At 45.4% G+C, this 22,559-nt stretch carries 23 protein-coding genes; 9 read left to right on the top strand and 14 right to left on the bottom strand.

The window, feature by feature from the left end; all coding sequences use genetic code 11:
* The first annotated feature begins 177 nt into the window (after positions 1-177).
* Complete coding sequence (locus tag Aso01_RS04035; RefSeq protein WP_004933779.1) at positions 178-1,014, top strand: SDR family NAD(P)-dependent oxidoreductase; 837 nt, start codon at positions 178-180, stop codon at positions 1,012-1,014.
* A 64-nt stretch (positions 1,015-1,078) separates the two neighbouring features.
* Here the strand turns inward: Aso01_RS04035 and Aso01_RS04030 are convergent, their stop codons facing one another.
* The 5 genes from Aso01_RS04030 to Aso01_RS04010 all read right to left on the bottom strand — a co-directional run bounded on the left by Aso01_RS04030 (position 1,079) and on the right by Aso01_RS04010 (position 6,221).
* Positions 1,079-2,446 carry an MATE family efflux transporter gene (locus Aso01_RS04030; RefSeq protein WP_004933784.1) on the bottom strand — a complete coding sequence of 456 codons (1,368 nt, stop codon included), beginning with the start codon at positions 2,444-2,446 and terminating at the stop codon, positions 1,079-1,081.
* Between the two features lie 87 nt (positions 2,447-2,533).
* Complete coding sequence (locus Aso01_RS04025) at positions 2,534-3,703, bottom strand: methionine aminotransferase (RefSeq protein ID WP_004933787.1); 1,170 nt, start codon at positions 3,701-3,703, stop codon at positions 2,534-2,536.
* Between the two features lie 33 nt (positions 3,704-3,736).
* Positions 3,737-5,044 (bottom strand): DUF445 domain-containing protein, encoded by a 1,308-nt coding sequence (locus Aso01_RS04020; protein ID WP_004933790.1) that lies wholly within the window; start codon positions 5,042-5,044, stop codon positions 3,737-3,739.
* Between the two features lie 22 nt (positions 5,045-5,066).
* Positions 5,067-5,639 (bottom strand): CC0125/CC1285 family lipoprotein, encoded by a 573-nt coding sequence (locus Aso01_RS04015; RefSeq protein WP_004933793.1) that lies wholly within the window; start codon positions 5,637-5,639, stop codon positions 5,067-5,069.
* A gap of 42 nt (positions 5,640-5,681) precedes the next feature.
* The gene (locus tag Aso01_RS04010; RefSeq protein ID WP_004933797.1) at positions 5,682-6,221 is read right to left on the bottom strand and encodes a DUF924 family protein; all 540 of its coding nucleotides are present in this window, start codon (positions 6,219-6,221) and stop codon (positions 5,682-5,684) included.
* Positions 6,222-6,429: 208 nt separating this feature from the next.
* Between Aso01_RS04010 and gshA the strand changes: the two genes are divergently transcribed.
* Both gshA and Aso01_RS04000 read left to right on the top strand, forming a co-directional pair.
* Positions 6,430-8,007 carry a glutamate--cysteine ligase gene (gene gshA / locus Aso01_RS04005; protein WP_004933801.1) on the top strand — a complete coding sequence of 526 codons (1,578 nt, stop codon included), beginning with the start codon at positions 6,430-6,432 and terminating at the stop codon, positions 8,005-8,007.
* Between the two features lie 18 nt (positions 8,008-8,025).
* Positions 8,026-8,538, top strand: coding sequence for a disulfide bond formation protein B (locus Aso01_RS04000; RefSeq protein WP_004933803.1), 513 nt, complete (start codon positions 8,026-8,028; stop codon positions 8,536-8,538).
* A gap of 59 nt (positions 8,539-8,597) precedes the next feature.
* Here the strand turns inward: Aso01_RS04000 and Aso01_RS03995 are convergent, their stop codons facing one another.
* Positions 8,598-9,941, bottom strand: coding sequence for a GPI inositol-deacylase (locus tag Aso01_RS03995; RefSeq protein ID WP_004933805.1), 1,344 nt, complete (start codon positions 9,939-9,941; stop codon positions 8,598-8,600).
* A 216-nt stretch (positions 9,942-10,157) separates the two neighbouring features.
* On the opposite strand from Aso01_RS03995, the gene Aso01_RS03990 reads away from it, so the two are divergent.
* Positions 10,158-10,742 carry a YqiA/YcfP family alpha/beta fold hydrolase gene (locus Aso01_RS03990; protein ID WP_004933807.1) on the top strand — a complete coding sequence of 195 codons (585 nt, stop codon included), beginning with the start codon at positions 10,158-10,160 and terminating at the stop codon, positions 10,740-10,742.
* 15 nt (positions 10,743-10,757) lie between these two features.
* On the top strand, positions 10,758-12,638 hold the full coding sequence (gene parE / locus Aso01_RS03985; RefSeq protein WP_004933809.1) for a DNA topoisomerase IV subunit B: 1,881 nt from the start codon (positions 10,758-10,760) through the stop codon (positions 12,636-12,638).
* Positions 12,639-12,687: 49 nt separating this feature from the next.
* Here parE and Aso01_RS03980 read toward each other — a convergent pair whose 3' ends face one another.
* The 4 genes from Aso01_RS03980 to alc all read right to left on the bottom strand — a co-directional run bounded on the left by Aso01_RS03980 (position 12,688) and on the right by alc (position 16,154).
* The gene (locus Aso01_RS03980) at positions 12,688-13,596 is read right to left on the bottom strand and encodes an AEC family transporter (RefSeq protein ID WP_004933810.1); all 909 of its coding nucleotides are present in this window, start codon (positions 13,594-13,596) and stop codon (positions 12,688-12,690) included.
* Positions 13,597-13,746: 150 nt separating this feature from the next.
* On the bottom strand, positions 13,747-14,517 hold the full coding sequence (locus Aso01_RS03975) for a hypothetical protein (protein ID WP_004933812.1): 771 nt from the start codon (positions 14,515-14,517) through the stop codon (positions 13,747-13,749).
* A gap of 102 nt (positions 14,518-14,619) precedes the next feature.
* Positions 14,620-15,135: an ureidoglycolate lyase gene (locus tag Aso01_RS03970; RefSeq protein ID WP_004933816.1), complete on the bottom strand. Its 516-nt coding sequence runs from the start codon at positions 15,133-15,135 to the stop codon at positions 14,620-14,622.
* Positions 15,136-15,149: 14 nt separating this feature from the next.
* A complete protein-coding gene (gene alc, locus Aso01_RS03965; protein ID WP_004933818.1) occupies positions 15,150-16,154 on the bottom strand; it encodes an allantoicase in 1,005 nt (334 codons plus the stop codon).
* Between the two features lie 213 nt (positions 16,155-16,367).
* Here alc and hpxO point away from each other — a divergent pair, with 213 nt between their 5' ends.
* Entirely contained in the window at positions 16,368-17,525 is a 1,158-nt protein-coding gene (gene hpxO, locus Aso01_RS03960) for an FAD-dependent urate hydroxylase HpxO (protein ID WP_004933820.1), read from the top strand.
* A 61-nt stretch (positions 17,526-17,586) separates the two neighbouring features.
* Here the strand turns inward: hpxO and Aso01_RS03955 are convergent, their stop codons facing one another.
* From Aso01_RS03955 to puuE, 4 genes are all read right to left on the bottom strand, one after another.
* Positions 17,587-18,312 (bottom strand): outer membrane protein OmpK, encoded by a 726-nt coding sequence (locus Aso01_RS03955; protein WP_004933826.1) that lies wholly within the window; start codon positions 18,310-18,312, stop codon positions 17,587-17,589.
* 189 nt (positions 18,313-18,501) lie between these two features.
* Complete coding sequence (gene uraH, locus Aso01_RS03950; protein ID WP_004933828.1) at positions 18,502-18,825, bottom strand: hydroxyisourate hydrolase; 324 nt, start codon at positions 18,823-18,825, stop codon at positions 18,502-18,504.
* Positions 18,822-19,325, bottom strand: coding sequence for a 2-oxo-4-hydroxy-4-carboxy-5-ureidoimidazoline decarboxylase (gene uraD / locus Aso01_RS03945; protein WP_171063719.1), 504 nt, complete (start codon positions 19,323-19,325; stop codon positions 18,822-18,824). Before uraD ends, uraH begins: the two co-directional genes overlap by 4 nt.
* A gap of 137 nt (positions 19,326-19,462) precedes the next feature.
* On the bottom strand, positions 19,463-20,434 hold the full coding sequence (gene puuE / locus Aso01_RS03940; protein ID WP_004933834.1) for an allantoinase PuuE: 972 nt from the start codon (positions 20,432-20,434) through the stop codon (positions 19,463-19,465).
* 259 nt (positions 20,435-20,693) lie between these two features.
* On the opposite strand from puuE, the gene Aso01_RS03935 reads away from it, so the two are divergent.
* The 3 genes from Aso01_RS03935 to Aso01_RS03925 all read left to right on the top strand — a co-directional run bounded on the left by Aso01_RS03935 (position 20,694) and on the right by Aso01_RS03925 (position 22,546).
* Complete coding sequence (locus Aso01_RS03935) at positions 20,694-21,041, top strand: HPF/RaiA family ribosome-associated protein (RefSeq protein ID WP_004933837.1); 348 nt, start codon at positions 20,694-20,696, stop codon at positions 21,039-21,041.
* A gap of 178 nt (positions 21,042-21,219) precedes the next feature.
* A complete protein-coding gene (locus Aso01_RS03930) occupies positions 21,220-21,762 on the top strand; it encodes an ankyrin repeat domain-containing protein (protein WP_004933840.1) in 543 nt (180 codons plus the stop codon).
* A gap of 16 nt (positions 21,763-21,778) precedes the next feature.
* Complete coding sequence (locus Aso01_RS03925) at positions 21,779-22,546, top strand: transporter (protein WP_004933844.1); 768 nt, start codon at positions 21,779-21,781, stop codon at positions 22,544-22,546.
* Positions 22,547-22,559 lie beyond the last annotated feature (13 nt).

Below are 22,559 nucleotides of genomic sequence, written 5' to 3'. Positions count from 1 at the left end.
CCGAAAGTCTGTTGTTAGTGTAGCAAGTTTTTTTACAAATGACCGAATCAGTCATCGGCTGGTGTTGGTATTTGCTGGTACTTGGACTATATTGACAATGTGGATTGTCAAAAATATAGTGATGTTGAGTGCGACGTGGCAAAATGGGTCAATCGCTCAAACTTGAAGGAAGCGAACATGAAAAATTTTAAAAATAAAGTGGCAGCGATTACCGGTGCAGGTTCAGGGATTGGTCAGCAATTGGCGCTATTGCTTGCAAAAGAAGGCTGTCACTTGTCGTTGAGTGATGTAAACGAAGCAGGCTTAGAGGCCACAGTTGCGCTACTCAAACCCTATCAAATTCGCGTGACCACCAAAAAAGTCGACGTGGCCGACCGCCACGCTGTTAAGCAGTGGGCACAAGAAACCGTGCAAAACCACGGCTCGGTCAATATGATCTTCAATAATGCCGGTGTCGCGCTTGGTTCAACAGTTGAAGGCGAAAGCTATGAAGATCTGGAATGGATAATGAACATTAACTTTTGGGGCGTGATTTATGGCACCAAAGAGTTTTTGCCGCTGATTAAACAAAGCAAAGAGGGGCATATTATCAATATTTCCAGTCTTTTTGGTTTGACGGCGCAGCCCACCCAATCGGCTTATAATGCATCAAAATTTGCAGTACGTGGCTTTACCGAATCGTTGCGTCAAGAACTGGATATTGAAAATTGTGGCGTGAGCGCATTATGTGTTCATCCGGGAGGAATTCGAACCAATATTGCCAACGCTGCCAAAATGAATGACAGCTTGAAAACACTGGGAATGCATCCGGAAAAATCGATCAAATCGTTTAATAAGCTGTTGCGTTGTCCACCTGAAGAGGCGGCTCGCCAAATCTTAGATGCGGTGCGTAAAGACAAGCGCCGTGTACTGATTGGTAACGATGCCAAGACACTGGATCTAATGCAGCGTCTGTTCCCAACGGGATACCAGAAAGTGACTGCACTGGCGACGTCGATGAGTAAAAAATTCTAAGTATTTCATGCTATGCGCTGAAAAAAAGGACCGATACTGTATCGGTCCTTTTTTATCGCCCTAATTAAATCAGTGCGCGAACGGCCTTTTTCTTCCAGACAAACTGATAATAAGCCGCCTGTAAAAAACTCAAGCATACAAAAGCCAGCGCATAAGCAATCCAGATACCTTTTAAGCCCCACATTGAACTGAACCAATAAGCACAAGGGACTTCAATCAATAAAATGGCCACAATATTGATGATCATCGGCACATTCACTGTCCCGCTGGCACGCATGATCGAGGCAAAAATTGAACCGGCGCCAAAAAATAAAATCGACCAGAGTACAATAAACAGCAATTCTTGACCCAACTCGACCACACTTGGATCAGTGATAAACAGTGCCATTAAGTACTTTGAAAATAAATACGCTAAAACCACCAGACTACCAGTAATGGCGATGTTCATTCCTAAAGCCGTACGCGTGACTCGGGACAATAGATCCGATTTCCCCATACCAATTGCTTGTGCCCCAAAAATAGAAGCCGCAATCGAGATAGAGAGTGCCGGAAACTGAATATAATTCAACACTTGATTCACTGCACCATAGGCCGCAGTTGCATTGGCACCGAAGCGATTGACCAGCCCGACAATGACCAGTCCGGCCACCGAGGTGGTGATCATCTGAATACCGGTTGGAATACCCAAACGTAAAATCAGTGGACTGACTTCGCGGTTATGCCGAATATGACGCAGCAGTGCCCAGTCAGGCTTCAGCGGATGATTCTTTTTATTCAGGTAAATCGCCAGAAACCCTAAAACCAGTACATAACCGAAAATAGTTGCGATGGCGGGTGAGACAATGCCCATTTTGGGAAAACCAAAATAACCGCCGATTAACACGGGTGTGATCACCAGTCCAATCAAGCTGGTCATACCAAGCGCAATCAGTGGCGTGATGCTGTCGCCTACACCACGTAAGATCGAGGTATAAATAATATAGACAAACAACAGCGGACTACCCGCCAGCATCCATTGCACATAGGGCAACGACAAATGCATCACTTTGGCATCGGTGCCCAGAAGGGTCAGAATTTCACGGCTAAAGAACACGCCGAGTCCTGCAATCACACAACCTATGATGAGGGTCATAAACAACGTAGAGCCGACTACGGTTCGGACTTTTTCAATATTTTGTGCGCCCCAAGCCTGACCAATTAAGACTGTAGAGCCTGCCGATAGCCCAATAATAAACGCCATCATACAAAACAGAATTGGAAAAAAGACGGCCACTGCCGCAACGGCATTGACACCCATCATTTGTCCGACAAAGACGGTATTAATGGTTCCCGATAGACTTTGTAAGGTATTGGTTGCAATTAAAGGAAGCAAAAAAATTAAAAAAGTTTTCCATAACTTCTGCTCTGTAATCAACGAGCGTTTTGGGGACATTGGCTCTCCTTGGCACGTGCGATTTTATTGATCTTTGATTTCAAAATAGCACGTGCGGGGTAGGGTATAGTGAATATATTTTCTATTTTATGATAGCCAAGGCGAGCACTCTGCAAGACGCTGTGTCGCTTGTGTGAGTGTCTGTTCTGTTTTTGCAAAGCAGAAGCGGATTAAACGCATCTTCGGATCGGGTGATTGATAAAAAACACTTAAGGGAATAGCCACCACACCATACTGTTCAGCCAAGAAATAGCACATCTCCACATCGGTTAAATCGGGTCGAATAGCGCTGTAATCGACGCATTGGAAATATGTTCCCGGTGTGGGCGTAAACTGAAAATGGCTTGTGCTGAGCCCTTGATTAAACAGATCGCGTTTGGCCTGATAAAAATCAGGAAGTGCTGGAATATGAGTGGGGTGCTGGCGCATGTACTCAGCCAAGGCAACTTGTGCTGGGGTATTGCCACAAAAATTGGCATATTGATAAATTTGCCGAAAGCCCTGCATGAGCACTGGACTGGCCACGCAGTAGCCGGTTTTCCAGCCAGTCACATGAAAGGTTTTGCCAAATGAACCCACCACAAAACTACGTGCCCTGAGCGCTGGAAAATGCAATGCGCTATAATGACGCTGCTGATCGAAGACCAGATGCTCATAGACTTCATCGGACAACACCAGTAAGTCATGTTGTTCGATCAGCTCAATCAGCTGCTGCCAGTCGTCTAATGACCATAATGTTCCAGTGGGATTATGCGGGGTATTGACAATAATCATGCGGGTATGTGGGCGGATTGCGGCCTTCACCTCGCTCCAGTCCACCGCAAAATTGGGTGCCTTAAGCGCAATATGGACCGGAATTCCACCCGCGACCCGCACTGCCGGTGCGTAACTGTCATAGCTGGGATCAAATACAATCACTTCATCGCCTGCCTGCACCACCGCTTGAATCGCTGCAAAAATCCCAATGGTGGCTCCCGGCGTGATGGTTACTTCATGCACAGGATCAATCAGGAGCTGATCGCGGCTCAGAAACAATGCTGCAACCTGTTCCCTTAGGGGCAGCCAGCCATCGCCTGGTGCATATTGATTATAACCACTGCGTGTCGCATCACACAGGGCTTCAATCAGTGCATCGGGTGCGGCAAAGTCAGGAAATCCCTGAGACAGATTAATGGCTTTAAGGCGCTGCGCCAGAGCAGTCATGGTGCTGAAAATGGTCACACCCTGATTGGCCAGCTTAAACTGAAGGGGCTGCATTGGTTGAATGTCCACGCAATAATGATCAATCGGTTATAGCATATAATCGAACAATGCACGGATAATCCCGAGCGTCAGTCCAATAAAGGCACCCACGACCACGCCATTGACCCGGATCATGTGTAAATCGCCACCCACTTCATTTTCAATCTTTCCGATCATTTCGCTGGAATCCCATTCGTGAATGCGTTCACTGATGTAGCGAATAATTTTATCGCTGTACTGATCACTAAAGACGATGGCCAAGCCAGTCATTTTCTCGTTAAGTACCTGACGCACGGCCGCGTTTTGAACCAGATTATGCCCCACCTGCTGAATGGCCACCTGCAAGTTGTGTGCAATGCCAGAGTCGGCTTTAAGTAAATCGCGCTTCACGGCATCACATAAAATCACCACGGCACCGCTGATAAAATTTAAGACCTGTGGACTGTCCAGCAAGGCATCTTTGCCTGCATTGAGGCGCTGGCTGGCATCACTTTGACCATCCGAAAGTTGCAGCATCAGGGTTTGGGTATATTCTTCAATACCTTGGCGCCACGGATGTTCAGGATCGGCCAGCATCGATTCCACTTTTTCGATCAGTGAATCGATGGTACGTTGTTGTACATCAATTCCAATCCAGCTGGCTCCTTTGGCCAGTTTCCATACCCCCAGCTCTTTAAACAAGGTACGGGTCAGTTCACGGGCTTGTTCTGGGTGCGTCACAATCCATTCATGTGCGAGATCTAGACCACGCTGCAACACATCCTGATGAAAGTCATTTTCAAGCACCGCACGCAGCATTTCGCTGGCCAGTGCATTGATTTTAGTACTTTTTACCCACTCTACGCTGTTACTCTGAATAAACTGCGCGATTTGCTGCTGCCCTACAAATTCAAATAATTTCGGCACGGTCTGCTGGATCAACTGCACCACTTGGGTATTATTTTTAGGATTTTCAAGCCATTGACCGACTGCCAGGCTCAGGTCGGTCTTGTTCAGGCTTTGCTCGACCACCTGCGGCGACAGAAAGTTTTCCTGTACAAAGCGTCCCATCGACTCGGCAATTCGGGCTTTATTACGCGGAATAATTTCGGTGTGATCAAGTAAAAACTTGGGAATTGGAATTTTTCCAAAAGGATTGCGAAACAGAACTGTGATGGCATACCAGTCTGCGAGCCCACCCACCACGCCCGCTTCGGCACCCAGCATAAAAATATGGATCACCCATGCATATTCAGGGAAGAATTTTGCTGCAATCATCAGCAAAATCCACATCACGACCGCACTGATCAGCGCGATCGTCGCCAGACGTTTGCTACGGTGGAGGTTGGGAGAGTGGGTTGTAGACGCTGGCTGCATAGGCTTTGCTTAGTCCTTGGGGTCAGTTTTTGGGCATATTCGGCGCAGCAGCAGGCTGAGGCATAAGCACTTCGCCATTTGGGCCCAAACCATACTTGGCACCCAGTGAGCGAAGAATCAAATTGGCATCAAAAGCATCTGAAGGCGCTGTTTTCTGATCTTTAAAACATGCAATAGTATAAGACACTTCAACCGGATCGAGATTGACCACTTGTGGGGTATCAAAGAATGGATCCGGCCAAAAGGCAGGATGGCGTCGGTAATAACCGTAAGGGTAATACATACTTGGTGATGAATACACTACAGCCTGACGCGGTGGTTTCTGGGCCATATTGCTTGGATCATTCAGCACCTTAAAAAAGCGAAAGCCATTTTTGAGTGTTGTTTGCGCAGCCTTGACCAAGGTGATTTCTTCTGCGGCGCCATAACTCACGGAGGAATCCGCTTTAAATCCAATGCGAAAACTTTGGCTATTGAGCGGATAACTGGAAAATTGCCCCAGTTGATCGAAGGTTCTGGGTTTATGCGGTAAGCTGGCACAGCCGGTAAAAGCCAGACTCGTGGCAAGCAATATCGAAACAGGAAGATATTTCATAACAACCTCCAACAAGGACGAGGCAAAATTAGCCCAGACACATCAGAAATGACTGCCGGGCTGGGTAAGAAATTCAAGCTCCTCCGCACTGGAGGTGCGCCCCAAAATGGCGTTACGGTGCGGATAGCGGCCAAATCGATCAATAATCTGCTTATGCTTTTTTTCAAAGCTTAGGTTGGTTTCATTGCCCAAGCGCTGAAACAGTTTGAGCGCAAACTCATGAATGGCTTTGGATTCACTGTGCATAAACGGCATATATAAAAATGAGCGCTGCTCTGGGCTTAACTGTGCATCGAGTTTGAGCGCGATCGCCTCTTGTGCAAGGCCCAGCGCGAGTGGATCTTGAGCAAATGCACTGGCGTTGTCACGATAAAGATTGCGTGAAAACTGATCTAGCACAATGATTTCGGCCAGACGGCCTTCTGGTGTGTGTCGCCATGACCAAAGCTCGACGGCACAGGCCTGCCGATGTATTGCCTCAAAACGTGTTCGAATCAGCTGATCAAATGCCAGGTCTTTGGCATACCAAAAATCGGTGTGTTCGGGGGCAAACCAGAAATCCAATACGTCTTGATAATTCATCGAAATTACAGCTCTTTAGCAGATATTCTTCAATAAAATCACAAATCTTGCATGTCTTAAATACCAAGTTTGTGATAAAAAAGTGCCGAAATGAAAATATTCAATTTTTTCGAAATTAGTTTTGCCGCTGCTATGCCCAACATAATTCACGTTATACTAATAACATTATGATTTTGTGTAGTAGTTCTATCATTAGCGAGCATTGTCCATGAGTCAACCCAATTCGACCTCTCAATCTGTAGTGCAAACTTGGGTGGATTCGTCATTATTAAACGGCATGTTGCGGGGCATCGAGCGCGAGAGCTTGCGCATGCAAGGCAACGGCTTTTTATCACAGCAACCCCATCCGCACGGTCTGGGCTCGGCACTGACGCATTCACGCATCACCACCGATTACTCTGAAGCCTTGATGGAGTTTATTACACCGCCCAAAGCCAGTATTGAAGAAGTTTTAAGCGAACTTAAAGACATTCATGCGGTGGTGCATGGGCATCTCGATGAAGGTGAGAAGTTATGGCCACTTTCAATGCCATGTATGCTCGATGATGAAGAAGAACAAATTCCGCTGGCCAATTATGGCACATCCAATATTGGTCGCTTTAAAACGCTGTATCGACGCGGGCTAGGTGTACGCTACGGCCGTCGTATGCAAACTATTTCGGGTGTGCATTACAATCTGTCATTTCCAGACACGTTGTTTGAAGCCTTGCAGGCGCATGAAACCGACCACGCGCTTCAGCAGATGAACTTGCAAGATTATCGAAGCCATCGCTATTTTGCCCTGATTCGTAATTTTATCCGCCTGACGCCACTGGTAATTTTTTTGGTTGGGGCCAGTCCGTCCGTATGCCGCTGTTTTCTGACTGGACGCGAGCATCATTTGCTGCCACTGGTTCGTGGAACATTATATTTACCCGATGCAACCGCATTGAGAATGGGCCGTCTGGGTTATCAAAACTCGGCCCAGAAGAAACTCGGCATTCATTACAACAATCTAAATGGATATCTGGAAGGTTTGCAAAATGCGGTAAAAACGCCGTATGAGGCCTTTAGCGCGCTGGGCTTAAATGATGCTCAAGGTAAGCCGATCCAGATTAATGATCATGTGCTGCAAATCGAAAACGAATATTACAGTCTGGTGCGCCCAAAGCAGGTGCCGCAAGGCGGTGAAACGCCATCGGATGCGTTACGCAACCGTGGGGTTGGCTATGTAGAGTTGCGTGCTGTTGATGTCAATCCGTATAGTCCGATCGGAATTGATGAAAACACAGCAGGCTTTTTAGAGGTACTCGCTTTGTATTGCTTGCTTCTGGACAGCCCGCCACTTGAGAGTGATGAGCAAGATATGATTGAGCGTAACCAAACTGAAGTGGTCAATCGGGGTCGCGCGAAAACGGCTCAAATTGAGACCTCTGACGGAGTTTACGCTGTACGTGACTGGGCGCGTCAGCATGTGAATGAAATGCAAGCCTGTGCCGAGTTACTCGATGAAAGCTACCAGACATCGTTGTACAGTGATGCTTTGCGCGTTATGCAGCAGCGCATTGATGACGTGAATCAGTCTTTGTCGGCACAAGTGATAAAAGACACCTTGACCCACGGTGGAACATGGAGCTTTGGCAGTGTTTTGGCCGAGCAACATGCAAATATCTATGATCAATATTCGTTAAGTGCTGAAAAACAAGCCTATTTCGAGCAGCTTGCTCAACAGTCACGTCAACAACAGTATCAACTCGAACAAGAATCCTCGCTCAGCTTTGAGGATTATCTTGCTCAATTTCGATAACAATTTTGAGGAATGCGCATGCAGTGGAGTTATCGCTTCGTAAGTGGTGTATTGGTTCTGGCCAGTATTGTCGGCATGTCTTTTGCGCTCTACTTGGAGCATGTAAAAGGACTTGAACCTTGCCCGCTGTGTATTTTTCAGCGTGTCGGACTGATGGCGATGGGCATCATTGCACTGATCGCATTTTTGCATAATCCAGTTTCGAATGCAGTGAAACGCTTTTATGCCTTCTTGGCGTCAGTGGGGATTTTGTGGTCGGTGGGTGTGGCATCGCGTCATGTCTGGTTACAGACGTTACCACCTGATCAAGTACCTAGCTGTGGGCCGGGCCTGAACTATTTGCTCGATGCATTGCCACTTAAAACTGTCATGCAGCAAGTGTTACAAGGCTCTGGTGAGTGTGCCGCAATTGACTGGACCTTTCTGGGTCAGTCCTTACCGGTATGGTCTTTGGCGTATTTTGTGCTCATCTTGGCGATCTGCGTGTGGCAGCTTTTACGCCATTACCCGATCTACGCCAAGAAAAAATAGAAATGCAATACACAATCCCGAATGATGTTGCATCATTCGGGATTTTTTTCGAGTTGATTTTAGGTTTCCGCAATGCCATGAAGTGATGGCGTTGAATGCTGAGGAACATTGATCATATGCGTTTGGACACCTGTGGTGACATAATCTTGATGCTCAGGATAAAACCAGCGTGTGATCTGCTCTGCAACACTCGAATGGTACTGAATTTCAAAATGGTTCAGTCCATTAAAAACCGCTTTGTGGGCATCGGGAACTTTTAAATGAAAGCGTGGATTGGGATGTTCGCCCAAAGCACTTTTTACACTGACCAGATAATCTCCAATAATCGACAGGGCCTTGTTTTTAACGTTTTTAAACTCGACTGTGCCCGCAATTAAAAAGGTATTGATATGAGACGGCAGTGGAGCCGGTTTACGATTGTCATCCATGAGCCCAATTCGGGCTTCTAAATGTTCCCAGTCATCATCTCGGACACTGCCATGACGCAAGTCTAAAATCCCGTTGCTGCGAATATTGACCAGATGGCCAATTAACTTCACAAAGGGAAAGCGCCCGAGTCGATCTTGCAATGAAAAGCCAAAACGCTCAAGTACCGCGCCGTGGTGAGGCGAGCCAATACAGACCAGATTATCGACCATCTGTATCCAGCGATACATATTTTGCTTGCCATAAAACAGCGCACTGCGCGACACCAGTCCACCCATACTATGACCGATTAAATCAATACTGGTAATGCCCGGATTTCGGTTAATCAGATCTTCAAGTGTATTTGACAGGCTACGGCCATTGGCAGAAATACGCCGACCCGTATTGTAATTCAGATACAACATAAAATTGTTGTCGCGCTGGGCCAGCAGCCGCTCTCCAATGCCGCCAAAATTACGGTTTGACCAATCGGTATGATTCATGCACAGGCCATGCACAAAAATTACCACACGGCCAGCCAGATCACCTTGTTGCAAGGCGCCATAATGATCATAAAGCACCATCGGAAGTGCCAACGGATTTTGATATTTGAGTAAATAATCACCGAGCACACCGTTTAATGCGCCCACCAAAAAATGCAGCATCGGGGTCAGCGGTTTGTCATGCAAAATTGGAAATTTTTCGATAATACGACGCAAGCTGGGTGCAATAAACATACGGCCATAACGCTGCAGCATGCTGTATGAAAAGGTGTAGATATTCTGAACTTGCGGAATACGCAAAAACCGGCTGGATTGTTGTTCGCTCATCCCCAGCGTATTTTTTAAAATTTCATGATGAATGATTTGCACAATATCATGCACCCCCCACAAGCTGGTGCTCACCAGTTGCGCAAGGCCTTCAAGTACATCCGCTTGACTGGGCGGTGTACGGTCCCATTTGCAATATGTCTCATGAAGTGGAGTTAGACTGGTCATGATTATTTTCCCCGACTCACAAGGCCCGATACTTTATTTTTCATATGCTTCAGGCTATAAAACAGTTTATATGTCATCTTAAGCGCTATACAGTGCAATGTTTCAACATACTGATGAATGGCGCGTAGAGAGATGTTTTTTGTCTGACAATCGCGTATTGCAACAAAAAACCTATATAGCCTTACCGTTTTTACTCATTATACGTGGTTCGCCGTGATGAATCTGATCTACTTACATGGCTTTAGAAGCAGCCCGCAGTCCATCAAGGGGCAGCAGCTCAAGCAATTTGCCGAGAACGATCCAGAGGTATCTGTACATTTACCCGATCTAAATCTGCCGCCGCTTCAGGTCATGCAAAAACTTGATCAATTGGTTGAATCACTTTCCGATGTCGCGCTGGTCGGCAGTAGTCTGGGCGGCTTTTATGCGACTCAACTTGTCGCAAAACATCATCTGCCTGCTGTGCTCATTAATCCGGCCATGCGACCATGGCAACTGTTTCGCGAGCTGTTTGCAGATGAAGCCTTGCCATATACCGTGGCAGCTGGCTGGACGCTTGATCATCAGCAACTGATTGAACTTGAACAGATCGCGGTCGCTCAAATCGAGGTTGCCGACAAAATACTCGTGCTGTTACAACAGGGCGACGAAGTTTTGGATTATCGCGAAGCACAGCGCTATTATACTCAGTCATCGCCTGTATCCTTGATTTTCACGGATGCACATGGTAACCATGCCATGGAAGATTTTGAAAAAAAACTGCCATTTATTCTGGCATTTTTATCCTATTCGCTAAAATAAAGGAAGTCCCCCAACGTGTCACAATATACGGCTCAGTCACTTGAAGTTTTGTCAGGTTTAGATCCGGTTCGTCGTCGTCCCGGTATGTATACCGATACAACACGACCAAACCATCTGGCGCAGGAAGTGATTGACAATGCTGTCGATGAAGCATTGGCCGGGCACGCCAACAAAATCCGCGTCACCGTGTATCAAGATGGCTCGTTATCGGTCGAAGATAACGGTCGAGGCATGCCGGTGGATATCCACCCAGAATATGGCCAAAGCGGTATCGAGATTATTTTGACCAAGCTGCATGCTGGGGGAAAATTTAGCACCGATAATTATCAGTTTTCTGGTGGATTACACGGTGTGGGCATTTCTGTGGTCAATGCCTTGTCGAGCCGGGTAGAGGTCGATGTTCAGCGTCAGGGCAACCTGTATAAAATGGTATTTGAGCATGGTGAACCGACTGGCCCTTTAGCAGTACAGACGGGTAAAGCGCCGAAACGTGCCTCCGGAACCACGGTTCGATTCTGGCCAGAAGCCAAATATTTTGATTCACCTAAATTTGCACTGAAAGCACTCAAGCACAATTTAAAGGCCAAAGCTGTTTTGGCAGCCGGCTTACAAATTATTTATGAGGATCAAATCAATAACGAAACCATCGAATGGCAATTCGAAAATGGTTTGGTCGATTATCTCATGGACGAACTCGAAGATCGTGAGATTTTGCCTGCACCAGCTTTTTTAAGTAGCGGACAGGCAGAGCGCGCCAGCTGTGAATTTGCCATTTGCTGGAATGTTGAAGGTGGCGAGCAGATTCAGGAAAGTTATGTCAACCTCATTCCAACGGCGCAAGGCGGTACGCATGTCAATGGTTTACGCTCTGGCGTGACAGAAGCCTTGCGTGAGTTTTGTGAGCTACGTAACTTATTGCCACGTAACCTTAAACTTTCGGCAGAAGATGTTTGGGATGGCGTGAATTTTATTTTGTCGCTTAAGTTTCAAGAGCCGCAATTTTCTGGCCAAACCAAAGAGCGTTTATCGAGCCGTGAAGCCTCGGGAATTGTACTCAATATTGCCAAAGATGCCTTTGCGCTGTGGCTGAATCAGCATGCCGAAATTGCCATGCAACTGGCGGAAATGGCCATTTCTAAAGCAGGGCGTCGTTTAAAAGCCGCAAAAAAAGTTGAGCGCAAAAAAATAGTCTCAGGGCCGGCATTGCCCGGCAAACTGGCCGACTGTGTGGGCCAAACCCGAGAAGAATCTGAGCTGTTTATTGTCGAAGGTGACTCGGCAGGGGGCAGTGCCAAGCAGGCGCGAGATAAAAACTTTCAGGCCATCATGCCGATTCGCGGCAAAATTTTAAATACGTGGGAAGTGTCGTCAGATGAGGTACTGGCCTCACAGGAAGTGCACGACATTGCGATTGCCATTGGTGTCGATCCGGGCAGTGATGATTTATCAGAACTGCGCTACGGTAAAGTCTGTATTCTGGCCGATGCGGACTCGGATGGTTTGCATATTGCCACTTTGCTGTGCGCTTTGTTTGTAAAGCATTTTCCAGCTTTGGTCGAAGAAGGGCATTTGTATGTGGCCATGCCGCCTTTGTTTCGAATCGATGCCGGAAAGGATGTGTTTTATGCCTTGGACGATGAAGAACTCGATTCAATCCTGAGCAAGCTAAAAACCAAAAATCCGCAAATTACCCGATTTAAGGGCTTGGGTGAAATGAACGCCAGTCAGCTGCGTGAAACCACCATGGACCCAGATACGCGCAGACTGGTTCAGCTGGATCTGGATGATGCACACATGACCGCGGGTTTACTCGACAAGTTACTGGCCAAGAAGCGCTCAGCCGACCGTAAGCACTGGTTAGAACAAAAAGGCAACTTGGCTGATATTGCTGTTTAATGAAAAAAACCCTGTTTGAAAACAGGGTTTTTTATAGAACAATTTAAGCCTACAAATACTGAGTGACGAAGTACAGCGCGAGCGGAACAGTCACGACGGAAAGTACGGTGCTGAGCATCACCGAAGTGGCAGCTTTTTCTGGATGTAAACCTAAATTATTTGAAATCACCACCACATTGGCGGCCATAGGTGTTGCTACCATTAAGGCAATCACTTGTAGCACTAAAATATCAGTCGGAAAAATGAGATAGAAAATGACAAAACCCACCACCGGATACACGATATGTTTCCAGAAAATTGATAAAATTGAATAGAGCCAGTCAAATTCGATCTTGGTGAATTTCGCGATGGTGATTCCAATCGTCATCATTCCTAAAACACTATAAGCGCCTTTAAAATTACTTAAAAATGATGACACGATCGGATTAAGATTCAGATCGAGATATTTAAATAATATACCCAGTATCGCCGCATAAATAATTGGCATTTTGATGACTTTGATCAAACTTTCTCGATACGTACTGTTGCCTTTTGCCGTAATAAAATAGCCAACTGTAAATTCATATAAATTGATGCCAATAATAATAAATATGGCAATCGCGATTTGTGTTGGATCAAAAATTGCCAAAACCAGAGGCAAGGCAAAATAACCCGTATTTCCTGTTCCTGCGGCAAAACCAAATAAATGGACACGACTGTCTTTCCAGAAGAGTCGCGCGAATATCAGCCCCAGCATGGCCATAAAAGAAGCCAATAAGAAAGCACCAGCAGAATATTTTAAATAGCGCCAGTTGGCTGGTGACTCAGTAATGGCGTAAAAAATAACAAATGGCGAAATTACATAGACCAAGAGTGCCGCAATATCTTTAGAATCTAACTTAAACCTTTTACCAACGCCCCAACCAATTCCGGAAATAAAAAGCAGTAAAAATGCACGTAAAAAAACTTCAATGACCATAACTTAAACTCGACAGACCCTAATTTTTATTAAGGATTTTTTTAATCGTAATAAAATTTTAAAAATTATAGAGTTAAGTAAATATTTATACAAGTCTGTCTATTTTCGCATTAACGCATCATTGTGTATGGGTATTTCCGTATTTTGAAGTTATGGCGAGCCTTTGCTGGTTTTTTGATTTAAGTCCGACTCGACTTTTTGATAGATGCCATCGGCAAATACGTTGTGACCAAAGCCACATGCGGAGTCACTTTCACTTTGTTTGATGGTAATAAACTGACCGATTTTGGTATCTGCATTAAATGCTAAATCGATTTTACAGTCTTGATAACGGTACTGTGCCTGTTTTTGACTCAGCGGCATTTGAATCGTGAAGTTACCCATATTGGGGCCATAAATCAGACCGCGTAAACCAAAATAATAACCTTGAAAATCGATTTGATAGCTTTTGGCTTTTTTGCTGACAAAAACGTAATTCCATTGCCCGAAACCATTTGGTCGTACATAGGTGCCTTCAAGGCTGCTAGAGATTGCAGGTGGAGGCAACTGTTTTAAATTAAAACGACTGGTATCTGTCGTGCCATCGCGCAAGAACCATGCACGCGCCCAGAGCGGCTGTCCATTTTTGGCATAACTGAGCCCCACATTATTGTTGGCCAGATCCATATCGCGTGCAGTCAATTTAGAGCCACTTTCTTCCTGATTTAAAATACAAAAATGTGTCCATGACGCCTGTAATTCAAACTGATCGATCGCTTTGGCATAGTCGCGCTGATCGTAATATTTTTTCCCTAGCTGTGCATAGGATTTAATCTTGGCGCAGCCTTGCTTAAGTTCTTGTTCATATGAAATTTCGGCAGCACTAATTTGTGCGATTGCAGTGCCTAAAAGTAATACACTCAATTTAAAAAATGTCGTCATTGGTCTTGTTCTGTTTTCATGTCATACACGCTATGTTAGCGAAGTTTAGCGCAATATAAAATCAAAAGCCCCGACGAATCGGGGCCAATGCGTAGCGAAACTTTATATCATTTCTTGGATGCAAACCGGTTGCTCAAATCGATACACATCACAATTGTGGCCTGTACCAATCCGATCAATCACGGCAAAGTCGCTGGGTGCTTCAAGTGTCAGTAATGGATGATGCCATGTGCCAGCACGATAATTCACCCCCTGACTGCCATCAGACACAAACGCATGAATCTGATCAAGATCTGGTTGATCGGGATGCGTCTTTGAGGCCAAGGCGACCACAATCAGAAACTTCTGACCCTGCATCGGAATAAATGCTTGCGAACCCGCAGGATGTCGCTCAAGCATCTCGATCTGAAATGGCACAGCAGTGGCTTTGATATTTCGAAAAATACTAATACCAGCTTTGGCATCACCCTGAATTTCCGTTTCAACAATGGCATGATAGCGCTCGGTATGCGCATCATTGATGTGAAAAAAGGCATGCCCTGTACAGCTGATCACCTCGCCAAAGGCCTGAAAGTTTTCAACAGTGAGTGGCTGAATCTGAATGTTTCGTTGCGGCATAATGAATTCTCGGTTTAGACCAGTTTGCCCCATAGACGAATACGGCTAATGCCACCATCTGGAATCATATTCACGCGAATATGAGAAATTTTTTCGTGTGCCAAAATTTCATTGATATACGCATGGATATGATCCATCTGCATATCTTGCGCTTCTAGAAGGAATGGCCAGAACATGCTTTGCGGAATTAACTGTGGGTCGGTTGCATTTTCAATATAAATAGCTTGGATTGATACTTGCGCAGGGTAATTCCCTTTAAAGTGTGCCGTATCGATCTCAATTTTGTCGATTTTTCCTGCTTTGCCCAGTGCCAGTACACACCAGTCAAATCCTGGTGCACGGCGACGTTTGGTTTCCCAGCCATCACCCATGTTTACACCACGGCCCGGATTAATCAAATTACGCGGATGACCAAAATGTGCGTCGCTATAGGCAATGACGCGGCCACCGTTTTGTAACGCCAGTAAATCTAAGGTTTGGTCTGTATCTGTGGTCTGAATCTGGACCTCACCATAGACACGTAAACGTGCTACACCACCATCTGGAAAAATATTCAGTCGAATATGCGTGAAAATACCGTCTTGATTCACATCAAAAACATGATGCTGGCTTGGCCCTAAAATCGAATTGCCCAAAAGTGGTTGCCACTTTGCGTGTGCAGTGTCTCCATTTGGTGCATAGCAGCCCTCTAATGAGGCAGATGCCGGATAATTGCCGGTAAAAAAAGTGGTGTCAATATCGACAGCCTGAATCGTGCCTGCAACACCAAGTTTCACAATGCACCAATCATAACCAGCATGACGTTTACGACGAGTTTCCCATCCATCCATCCATTTTCCGTTGTCGTCAAACTTGTCTTCGACAAAGATTGGTGCTTCAAATTGCAGCATCCGCTTTGCCTCAGCAAAAAAATCATCTGAACATTCAACAATTTGAGCGCCAATTCTGGTATCTGCCAGATTGGTTAGCGAATGTAGTGCTGATGGGAGTTCAAATGCTGGTGCAAGAAGCGTGGCCATTGTATATTTCCGTTATAAGTAATTAATCAAGATCAACTTGACGTAAGTTGATGTGTCTTTTTAACTCAGAATGACACAAAAATGCATCATCATCGTGCTTTGTTATGCAGGGTATATGCCAATTCTAATAATCTGGTGCATTTCCCTACACGTGGCATGGATTTGGCTTAAGACAATATAAGATAAAAGTGTCGTAAAAATAAGGAGTAACACATGAATGTGGTCATTATTGGTGCAGGTATGGGCGGCTTAACGACAGGTATTGCCTTAAAAAAGTTTGGTCACCAAGTCCGCATTTATGAGCAAGCGGAGCAAATTCTTCCGGTTGGTGCTGCCATTTCCCTCTGGTCCAATGGCGTCAAATGCCTGAATTATCTCGGTTTGGCCGATAAAATTGCGCGACTCGGCGGGCAGATGGATCATCTGGCTTATGTGGATGGTCTGAGCAGCGAAGTCATGACCGAATTCAGTTTGCAGCCTTTAATTGAAGAGGTGGGTCAGCGCCCTTATCCGGTTTCTCGTGCCGAATTGCAAGCCATGCTAATGGATGAATTTGGACACGATGATATTCATTTGGGTAAGCGCATGATGTCCTTGAAAGAAGTTGAACAAGGGGTCGAAATCCACTTTGCCGATGGTAGCAGCACGCATGCCGATATACTGGTGGGCGCTGATGGAACGCATTCAATTACTCGTGCTTACGTTTTGGGTGAGCAGGTCGAGCGCCGTTATGCCGGTTATGTCAACTGGAACGGTCTGGTCGAGATTTCTGAAGATTTGGCTGGTCCACATCATTGGACCACCTATGTGGGCGAAGGTAAACGTGCTTCACTCATGCCTGTGGCCAATGGTCGCTTTTATTTCTTTTTAGATGTGCCATTAGCTGCGGGTCTGGAAAATGACAGATCTACTTATAAAGAGCAATTAAAAGGATATTTCTCAGGCTGGTGTCCGCAAGTACAAACCCTGATTGAGCGCTTAGATCCGCAAAAAACCAATCGGGTCGAAATTTGTGATATCGAGCCGTTTGCACAATTCTACAAAGGTCGCGTGGTTTTAGTAGGCGATGCTGCGCACAGTACCACGCCGGATATCGGGCAAGGTGGCTGTCAGGCGATGGAAGATGCGATTTATCTGGCACGTTCACTGCAAATCAATACTTTAAGTATAGAAGACGCGCTGAAACGTTATCAGGAGAAGCGCAACCAACGCGCCAATGAAATGGTACTTCGGGCCCGTAAACGCTGTGATGTGACGCATATGAAAGATGAAGCTGTGACCCATGCATGGTATGCAGAATTGCGTCAGGAAAAAGGGTTGCACATTATGAATGGCATTATTGGCAATATTGTGGGAAATCCGCTGGATTAAAGTCTTTAGAGGTTTAGATGAGTTGGCATCGGGATACATGGCGTATCCCGATGTTGATATTTTAGAAGTGGTATTTGACCAAGGCACTGACGTTATGCTCGTCGAAACCTTTTAAGCCAAATTTGTTATTCCAGATGGAATGCTCAATACCTAAATACAAACGTGTGTCTGGTGAAATATGTTTGCCCACGTTCCATTTGTACTGCGTGGTCCAGTTTAATTCGCTGGCATGATCGCCTTCAGCGGTTGACCAGTCCATGAATCCGTCTACCAAGAACTCTTCCTGCGCAACTTTAAATGGCAGCGCATAGACCGCTGTCATCTGGTAGTCATCGTCGGTTTTTTCGTTGTTGGCACGGTAAAAGTTCAGTGCAAAATACTGAAAGTACGGCACGTTGAAATCGACCGCAAAGCCGTAAAGGAAGTTGTCAAAGTTATTGCCATTGGCACTGTTGCTTTCCCATGTGGTCGACACCAACACATCTTTGATTGGCCCATAGGCAAAGGAATGCCCAGTAATTTCACCTAAGCTAAAACGAGGTGATAGCTCGAAGTAAGTACTTTTATAATCGTCGCTGCCACGCATGCGATCCATAAAAAAGAACACATCGGCATATTTCACTTTGGCTGCATATTCAAGCGTAATGGTGGTTTCCTTTTTATCCACCACTTCGTAATTTTCCCCGTAAAGTCCTGTCACACTAAAATCTTGCCAGATCGGTTTCGCATATAGTGCGGCGCTGCCAGTCATCATCAATGCGGCACAGGCCAGTTGCGTCAGCTTCATAATTTTTATCCCCATAAAAGCGCGTCAATAATAGCGCGCCGGGGCTAAAATAAAAGCAGAATTTAAACTTTCACTAAAACTCGGCAGTTTATACAAAGCCAGTCCCTTGGCTTTGCAATAATCTGGTTTTAAAGGTGTTCCTCGCGATGATGGCACTGATAAACGAGCGTATCGCAAAAAGGCGTTGTATTAGCTGCCACGATAGGTCGAGTAAGCAAAAGGACTAATTAAAAGTGGCACATGATAATGCTCTTCTGGGTTTTCAATATTGAATTGAATCAATACATTGGGGAAAAAAGTCTTGAGCTGTTTCTGTGCAAAATAATGGGCTACATCATATTCGAGTAAATAGGCGCCAGCGCTTATTTGCGTTAAACCAAATGCTTTTAAACGGCCATCTTGGTCGGTGCGGCCTTGGCCCAGCAGCGTGCGTGTGGTGGCATCGTAGAGACGGACATCTACATTTTGCGCGGGTTTACCCAGATGCGTATCTAAAATATGCGTGCTGATCATGGCTCAATTCCTTGAGAAAGTCTTAAAAGGGCAATCGCTGCAAGCTGTTCATGCACGATTTGTTTTTCGGTGTCGATATCATGCGACAAACGCTGGTTCAATGCACTGAGCATTTGGTCACTGCTCAAACCTGCGGCTTTGATCAAGAAAATAAAACCAAACTTTTCTTCATAGGCCATATTGCCTTCAAAAAGTGCGCGTTGCGTGGTTTCATCTTGCTTTACCCCCGATTGCTCTGCATCAGAAAATGCAGCTTCGCGCTCAGTCAACGCTTGCTTGGCTTTCTTTTCACCGATACGCGGATGCGTCGCCAGCGCTGCTTCAATATCTTGCCACGTCCAGCGTTCGGCTTGATTTGCCGCGGTGCTCAGTAGCTCATCACGAGATGAATAGGGACGCTGTTGGCTTAGTGTCTGAGTCCATGATGGAATATGTACACATGCATGCAACACGGTCTTTGCATCGTCGATCGGCGCAGCATTAAATTCAGAAAAACGCACTGTTTTCATCCATATGCAAAAAGGTACTTCCTGATTATGGAGCAATTACAATGCCACTGGGAATAGATATCTCCAAAGCGAAATAATGGAGATATCTATTTAATGATGATGTCTATTTAGATATGTTTTCAGGCGCTTTAAGGTGCCTGATAAGGATGCTGCGTATACCAGTGTTTGGCGATATCGTTACGGCGACAGATCCACACTCGATCATGTGACTGCACATAATCTAAAAAGCGTTGTAATGCCTTGAAGCGTCCAGGACGACCTAAAATGCGGCAATGCATGCCGATAGAGAGCATTTTTGGTGCAGTTTCACCTTCGGCATAGAGCACATCAAAGGCATCTTTGAGATACTGAAAAAACTGCTCGCCACTGTTAAAGCCACCCGGTGAGCAGAATTTCATGTCGTTCGATTCAAGCGTGTAAGGGATAATTAAGTGCGGTCGGGTGCTGCCATCGGGTTGGGTCAGCGTGGTCCAAAACGGCAGATCATCGCCATAATAGTCACAATCGTATTGAATCTGTGGGAACTCCGCCAAGAGCTGACGCGTATTGGGGCTATCGCGTCCGGTATACCAACCGATGGGTGTTTCGCCAAAGAGCGCTTCTAATACAGAGAGTGCCTGATCCATATACATGCGCTCAGTCTCAAGATCCATATCTTGATAATGAATCCAGCGCTGCCCATGAGAAACCACATCGTAAGGACTGTTTTTAATCGCGTCTACAATATGCGGATGACGCGCCAAAGCCATACCCACACCAAAAATGGTCATGGGTAGGCCACGTTTTTGAAATTCCTGATGAATCCGCCAAAAGCCTGCACGTGCACCATATTCGTACATCGAATCCATCGACATATGTTTGGACGGGAAGCTTGCTGCACCAATAATGTCTGATAAAAACTGCTCTGAACCGGCATCGCCATGCTCAATATGGTTTTCACCGCCTTCTTCGTAGTTGAGTACGAACTGGACGGCAATTTTGGCTTGATTGGGCCAGTTGGCATGCGGTGGCTGGCCATGATAACCGATTAAGTCGCGAGAGTAGGGGGTAGTGTTCAGTTGCTCGATGAGGTCTTGGCCTCTTAAATACGACGCGGTCACAATCATGCATCCTTTTTGATCAAAATGACGAAAAAAATAAAAAAATCAGCTTGCATATTTTTGAGTATAGACGGATATTGAAGTTAGAGAAGATCTTCAAAGACCCAAAAACAACATCTCACAGATGGATAAAAGGAGATAACAAGCCATTACACAATGTTGATATACAACAGCACCAAATTAAAGCATGCTCAAAACGTGCCAATTAAGTTTTGCATAGATTGTTATATAGAATTACAGATATAAAGAGGATGGGATTATGAATATTGAAATCCGCACAGATAAACACATCCAAAGTAGTGAACGTTTAATTGATTATGTTCGTGCAGAACTTTCTAAAGAATTTCAACGTCATTCAGAACGCATTACCCATTTTTCGGTTCATCTGAGCGATGAAAACGGTGAAAAACGTGGTGATGAAGACATTCGCTGTTTAATCGAAGCGCGCCCGGCAGGTTTAAAGCCAATTGCGGTGAGCCATAAAGCAAGAAATGTCGATCTATCAATTCATGGTGCGATTGATAAACTGAAACGTAATCTTGAACATACCTTTGAAAAACTTGAGCCGACACGTGGTGGTCGAGTTGAATTTGCTGACGAAGAATAAGTCAGTCATCAAAAAAAGCCCGAAAGGGCTTTTTTTATGTCATCACAATTTACAGGTATGATTGGACGACTACACGATTCAACAGTAGTATTTTTCTGAGTATGCTTTAATTCGTATCTAATAAATGAAAAAATAACAGCAAACCTTTTTTTATACTCTTTAGCTTTGTGAGATGCTCATGTTAACAGACCAACAAAAAGCCTTTGTTCAGGCCATCGAAGAATTAGACCTTGAACAGGTTAAACGCCTGTTAGCATCAGGTCTCGATCCGAATTTCATCGATCTTGAAAAAGGCCCGCCAATTTCGATTCTGTGTGACGGCTTGTTTCAGTGGTGGGAAAATGTATGCGAAGCCTATGAATCGGGTGAACCACTCACTGAAGAGCAAAAGAAGCAACAGCTTCAAGTGCATCTTGATATTTTAGAAGAACTGATTCAGGCCAAAGCCAATCTACATTTGTGGGATGCAGAGGAGCTCTATGGTCCGCTATGGGATGCGGCAAGCTCAGCGTGTGTCCCGGTGGTACAGCGTCTGCTTGAAGAGAAGGTTGATCCGAATACGCGTGATGAAGAAGGTCTGACGATCTTGTCATCGATCAGTGATTTATTTTTTGATTGTGACTACGACGAAATTGACTGGTCTGAAGCATTAACAGAAGAAAAACAGACATTGGAGTTACTGCGTCAACATGGCGCCAAAATGTCAAAAGAATTGACTTAAAACACAGGGTAAAACGATGAAAAAATTACAAACATTGGTTTTTATATTGGGTACAACGGCCAGCATTAGTAGTTTTGCGGCTGAATTTTCATTTGATCGTCCCGGAACCGGCTTTGGGACTGGTATAACGCCAGTGGGGAAATTGGCATGGGAGCAGGGACTTCCATCGGTCTCTTACACCGAAGCCAATGTCGATGGGGCTAAAGAACGCGTGACCACCGTCAATGGGGACGTGCTTTTACGAACCGGTTTGACGCAAGATTTAGAATTGCAATTGGGCTGGCAGGGGCCATTTTGGTCGCAGTACAAACGTGCAGGCGTTAAAAATGAAACCCATGGTTTGGGCGATATCAGTGTGGGTTTGAAAAAAGCCATTGATCTGAACGATGACCGACTCACGATGGCAGTATTGGCTCAGGCCGTGATTGCTACAGGCAATGACGAGTTTTCTGCACATGATGATATTTATAGCCTAGGCTCGACCGTTGCCTACGATTACAGTGACTTACTTGAAACTTCGATCAGCATGTTTTACGAAGTTCAAAACAGCAACTGGGCGGTCACTGCAGTACCGACACTGGGCTATAAGTTTGGGGGCAAATGGTCAGGGTTTTCCGAGTTTGTGTATCGTAAAGCCGAAAGTCAAGATTATGAATATGGTCTAGGTACCGGTGTGATTTATGCACTGAATGATCGTACCCAGTTTGATGCCAGCGTTGGTGTGCAGCTCAATGGTAATGATCGCGGTTACACCGGTGGTTTTGGTGTGTCTTACCTGTTTTAAATCTAAGGTGTAA

Origin of the sequence: Acinetobacter soli (assembly GCF_000760595.1) — a bacterium.
Lineage (GTDB): Bacteria > Pseudomonadota > Gammaproteobacteria > Pseudomonadales > Moraxellaceae > Acinetobacter > Acinetobacter soli.
Note: the sequence above shows the minus strand (reverse complement) of the source record. Positions and strands in the feature narration are given on the sequence as shown.